This window comes from Demequina oxidasica, from assembly GCF_000975115.1.
GTDB classification, from domain to species: domain Bacteria; phylum Actinomycetota; class Actinomycetes; order Actinomycetales; family Demequinaceae; genus Demequina; species Demequina oxidasica.
In genome coordinates this window covers 1-5780 of record NZ_BBRE01000005.1, presented here as the reverse complement: position 1 = coordinate 5780, position 5780 = coordinate 1, and the positions used below count along the sequence as shown (strand labels likewise).

The 5780-nt window shown below is 54.0% G+C and carries 3 rRNA genes; all 3 read left to right on the top strand.

Annotated features, from left to right (window positions below):
• The first annotated feature begins 509 nt into the window (after positions 1-509).
• The 3 genes from AOP77_RS12005 to rrf all read left to right on the top strand — a co-directional run bounded on the left by AOP77_RS12005 (position 510) and on the right by rrf (position 5726).
• Positions 510-2030, top strand: a 16S ribosomal RNA gene (locus AOP77_RS12005).
• Positions 2031-2417: 387 nt separating this feature from the next.
• A 23S ribosomal RNA gene (locus AOP77_RS12000) occupies positions 2418-5518 on the top strand.
• 91 nt (positions 5519-5609) lie between these two features.
• Positions 5610-5726: ribosomal RNA gene (gene rrf, locus AOP77_RS11995) — 5S ribosomal RNA — on the top strand.
• Together the 16S, 23S and 5S rRNA genes form the textbook arrangement of a ribosomal RNA operon.
• The last annotated feature ends 54 nt before the right edge of the window (positions 5727-5780 follow it).

Below are 5780 nucleotides of genomic sequence, written 5' to 3'. Positions count from 1 at the left end.
CGACACGCCCGGGTTTCGTGTGATTTGACGGTTTGTTCATCTGGCCGTAATGTTTCATCTGTTGCCAACGACGGGACGCTTTACCGCAGGACTGAAAAGGCCGCGGGAAGTCCTCTTGACAACCACTTCAACGTTTCTGAGCTTTGGTCGCTGACGCGCCTTGAGTGAGGTAAGGTTGAGAGCCCCCTAAGTTTGAAACACTCCGACAAGGTGTGTTGACGGCGAGGGATGAAGGGTGTAAGATCGTAGGGTTGCCCTAAAACGGACTCGGAAGAGAATGTTTTGGTGCGCGTCCGAAACTTGAGAACTCAACAGTGTGCCACATAAGTCGATGCCAAATTGTTTGGTATTGCGTTGATGCGAACCTTCGGTTTGTGTTGTCGTGATGCTGAATACCTTTGGTAAAGAAATGAATGTCAGTGACATTCGTACTATTTGCTGGAGATTAAACTGGTTCTTCGGAACCGCTTCGTATGTCGTTAAACCGCTTTGCGGATTAGCTATAAACATTAACGGAGAGTTTGATCCTGGCTCAGGACGAACGCTGGCGGCGTGCTTAACACATGCAAGTCGAACGGTGAAGCAGAGCTTGCTCTGTGGATCAGTGGCGAACGGGTGAGTAACACGTGAGTAACCTGCCCCAGACTCTGGGATAAGCCTTGGAAACGAGGTCTAATACCGGATACGAGACGAGATCGCATGATCATTGTCTGGAAAGTTTTTCGGTCTGGGATGGACTCGCGGCCTATCAGCTAGTTGGTGAGGTAATGGCTCACCAAGGCGACGACGGGTAGCCGGCCTGAGAGGGCGACCGGCCACACTGGAACTGAGACACGGTCCAGACTCCTACGGGAGGCAGCAGTGGGGAATATTGCACAATGGGCGAAAGCCTGATGCAGCGACGCCGCGTGGGGGATGAAGGCCTTCGGGTTGTAAACCCCTTTCAGTAGGGAAGAAGCGAAAGTGACGGTACCTACAGAAGAAGCGCCGGCTAACTACGTGCCAGCAGCCGCGGTAATACGTAGGGCGCAAGCGTTGTCCGGAATTATTGGGCGTAAAGAGCTCGTAGGCGGTTTGTCGCGTCTGCTGTGAAAGTTCGAGGCTCAACCTCGAATCTGCAGTGGGTACGGGCAAACTAGAGTGTGGTAGGGGAGACTGGAATTCCTGGTGTAGCGGTGGAATGCGCAGATATCAGGAGGAACACCAATGGCGAAGGCAGGTCTCTGGGCCACAACTGACGCTGAGGAGCGAAAGCATGGGGAGCGAACAGGATTAGATACCCTGGTAGTCCATGCCGTAAACGGTGGGCACTAGATGTGGGGCTCTTTCCATGAGTTCCGCGTCGCAGCTAACGCATTAAGTGCCCCGCCTGGGGAGTACGGCCGCAAGGCTAAAACTCAAAGGAATTGACGGGGGCCCGCACAAGCGGCGGAGCATGCGGATTAATTCGATGCAACGCGAAGAACCTTACCAAGGCTTGACATATACGGTTTATCTCTAGAGATAGGGAGTCCTTCGGGGCTGTATACAGGTGGTGCATGGTTGTCGTCAGCTCGTGTCGTGAGATGTTGGGTTAAGTCCCGCAACGAGCGCAACCCTCGTTCTATGTTGCCAGCACGTAATGGTGGGGACTCATAGGAGACTGCCGGGGTCAACTCGGAGGAAGGTGGGGATGACGTCAAATCATCATGCCCCTTATGTCTTGGGCTTCACGCATGCTACAATGGCCGGTACAAAGGGCTGCGATACCGCAAGGTGGAGCGAATCCCAAAAAGCCGGTCTCAGTTCGGATTGAGGTCTGCAACTCGACCTCATGAAGTTGGAGTCGCTAGTAATCGCAGATCAGCAACGCTGCGGTGAATACGTTCCCGGGCCTTGTACACACCGCCCGTCAAGTCACGAAAGTCGGTAACACCCGAAGCCAACGGCCTAACCCGCAAGGGAGGGAGTTGTCTAAGGTGGGATTGGCGATTGGGACTAAGTCGTAACAAGGTAGCCGTACCGGAAGGTGCGGCTGGATCACCTCCTTTCTAAGGAGCACTTGGCGCCCTCTTTGGGGGTGTCCAGGACTTCGTATTGTTCTCATATGTAGAGCAGCGAGGGCTCATGGATGGAACATCGACTATGGCAGCTGCTCGAGAGAGTCTTCTTAGTACGCCCCTTGCGGGTTGGAACAGTCTTAGATTCTGGGAAGTGACTGCATGGCACACTGTTGGGTCCTGAGGGATCGGGCGAAAGCTTAGATACTCAGGCCAGTCGAAAGACAGGCTGGACGGACTATCGGATTCGGATGAACCACCTCGCAGAGACATTACTGTTTCATGAGGTAGGCGCCGGATGAAGGTAGGACCGCCCGTACCTTGAGAACTGCACAGTGGACGCGAGCATCTTTAAATTCGAATGTAAATTTGAATGTAAGTTAAGTTTTTAAGAGCACATGGTGAATGCCTTGGCAGTAGGAGCCGAAGAAGGACGTTGTAGCCTGCGAAAAGCCTCGGGGAGCTGGCAAACAAGCTTTGATCCGAGGATGTCCGAATGGGGAAACCCCGCTGGAGTCATGTCCAGTGACTCTCGCCTGAACACATAGGGCGAGTAGAGGGAACGTCGGGAAGTGAAACATCTCAGTACCGACAGGAAGAGATATTCCGTGAGTAGTGGCGAGCGAAACCGGAAAAGGCCAAACCGTTAGCGTGTGATAGCCGGCAGGCGTTGCGTTAGCGGTGTTGTGGGACCTTTCGGATGGATCTGCCGATCCGTCAAGGAGTCAAAAATCTGCGTGATAGTCGAAGGGCATTGAAAGGCCCGGCATAGAGGGTGTAACCCCCGTAGACGAAATTTCGTAGACTCCTGAGAGTCATCCCAAGTAGCACGGGGCCCGAGAAATCCCGTGTGAATCCGCGAAGACCACTTCGTAAGCCTAAATACTACCTACTGACCGATAGTGAATCAGTACCGTGAGGGAAAGGTGAAAAGTACCCCGAGAGGGGAGTGAAATAGTACCTGAAACCGTGTGCTTACAATCCGTTGGAGCCTCCCTAGCAGGGGTGACAGCGTGCCTTTTGAAGAATGAGCCTGCGAGTTAGTGGTATGTGGCAAGGTTAACCCGTGTGGGGTAGCCGTAGCGAAAGCGAGTCCGAATAGGGCGTTTGAGTCGCATGCTCTAGACCCGAAGCGAAGTGATCTATCCATGGCCAGGTTGAAGCGCGGGTAAGACCGCGTGGAGGACCGAACCCACTTCAGTTGAAAATGGAGGGGATGAGCTGTGGATAGGGGTGAAAGGCCAATCAAACTTCGTTATAGCTGGTTCTCCCCGAAATGCATTTAGGTGCAGCGTTGCGTGTTTCTTACCGGAGGTAGAGCTACTGGATGGCTAATGGGCCTCACCAGGTTACTGACGTCAGCCAAACTCCGAATGCCGGTAAGTGAGAGCGCAGCAGTGAGACTGTGGGGGATAAGCTTCATAGTCGAGAGGGAAACAGCCCAGAACACCAACTAAGGTCCCAAAGCGTGTGCTAAGTGGGAAAGGATGTGGAGTTGCCCAGACAACCAGGAGGTTGGCTTAGAAGCAGCCACCCTTGAAAGAGTGCGTAATAGCTCACTGGTCAAGTGATTCCGCGCCGACAATGTAGCGGGGCTCAAGTACACCACCGAAGTTGTGTCATTCATATATTAGCCAGGCCTTCGTGGTCCAAGCGTATGGATGGGTAGGGGAGCGTCGTGTAGCGAGTGAAGTCGCGGGGTGACCCAGCGGTGGACGCTACACGAGTGAGAATGCAGGCATGAGTAGCGAAAGACGGGTGAGAAACCCGTCCGCCGAATGATCAAGGGTTCCAGGGCCAGGTTAATCCGCCCTGGGTAAGTCGGGACCTAAGGCGAGGCCGACAGGCGTAGTCGATGGACAACGGGTTGATATTCCCGTACCGGCGAAGAACCGCCCATGCAGAATCAGATGATGCTAAGCGCCAGAAACAGCTGAACCCTTCGGGGGAATGTCTGTGGATCGCGCGACCCGAGTCTGTAGTAAGCAAGCGTATTAACAGGGGTGACGCAGGAAGGTAGCCGAGCGTGGCGATGGTTGTCCACGTTTAAGGGTGTAGGGCGAGTCGTAGGCAAATCCGCGACTCACATAGCCTGAGACCTGATGATGACAGCAATAGCTGGAAATCGGTGATCCTATGCTGCCAAGAAAAACCTCGGCGCGAGGTTCTAGCCGCCCGTACCCCAAACCGACTCAGGTGATCAGGTAGAGAATACTAAGGCGATCGAGATAATTATGGTTAAGGAACTCGGCAAAATGCCCCCGTAACTTCGGGAGAAGGGGGGCCTGAGGCGTGACGGAACTTGCTTCCTGAGCGTTCGAAGGCCGCAGAGACCAGAGAGAAGCGACTGTTTACTAAAAACACAGGTCCGTGCGAAGTCGCAAGACGATGTATACGGACTGACGCCTGCCCGGTGCTGGAAGGTTAAGAGGAAGGGTTAGCCGCAAGGCGAAGCTCAGAATTTAAGCCCCAGTAAACGGCGGTGGTAACTATAACCATCCTAAGGTAGCGAAATTCCTTGTCGGGTAAGTTCCGACCTGCACGAATGGCGTAACGACTTCTCTGCTGTCTCAACCGTAAACTCGGCGAAATTGCATTACGAGTAAAGATGCTCGTTACGCGCAGCAGGACGGAAAGACCCCGGGACCTTTACTATAGCTTGGTATTGGTATTTGGTGTGGTTTGTGTAGGATAGGTGGGAGACTTTGAAGCCGATACGCCAGTATTGGTGGAGTCATTGTTGAAATACCACTCTGATCATTCTAGATATCTAACCTCGGTCCGTAATCCGGATCAGGGACAGTGCCTGGTGGGTAGTTTAACTGGGGCGGTTGCCTCCCAAAAAGTAACGGAGGCGCTCAAAGGTTCCCTCAGCCTGGTTGGCAATCAGGTGGCGAGTGCAAGTGTACAAGGGAGCTTGACTGTGAGACTGACAGGTCGAGCAGGGACGAAAGTCGGAACTAGTGACCCGCTGGTGGCAAGTGGAAGCGCCAGCGCTCAACGGATAAAAGGTACCCCGGGGATAACAGGCTGATCCTGCCCAAGAGTCCATATCGACGGCATGGTTTGGCACCTCGATGTCGGCTCGTCGCATCCTGGGGCTGGAGTTGGTCCCAAGGGTTGGGCTGTTCGCCCATTAAAGCGGTACGCGAGCTGGGTTTAGAACGTCGTGAGACAGTTCGGTCCCTATCCGCTGCGCGCGCAGGAAATTTGAGAGAATCTGTCCCTAGTACGAGAGGACCGGGATGGACAAACCTCTGGTGTGCCAGTTGTTCCGCCAGGAGCACGGCTGGTTGGCTACGTTTGGAACGGATAACCGCTGAAAGCATCTAAGCGGGAAGCCGGTCTCAAGATGAGATTTCCATGGACTTCGGTCCTGAAGGCCCCCAGCAGACCACTGGGTTGATAGGCCGGATGTGGAAGAGGGGACTAAAGACCCTTGAAGCTGACCGGTACTAATAGGCCAATAACTTAACTTCATTTAATTATGCTACGCGTCCACTGTGCGGTTCCCGAGATACGGTCGGGAAACCGAAAACCCAAACACTTGGGTTGATATCTCCATAGAGTTTCCGCAGCCATAGCGGGAGGGAAACGCCCGGCTCCATTCCGAACCCGGAAGCTAAGCCTCCCTGCGCCGATGGTACTGCACTGGTGACGGTGTGGGAGAGTAGGTCGCTGCGGGACATCCTTTACACGAAAGGCCGCCCAACGCTGGGCGGCCTTTCGTCATTTCCGGAA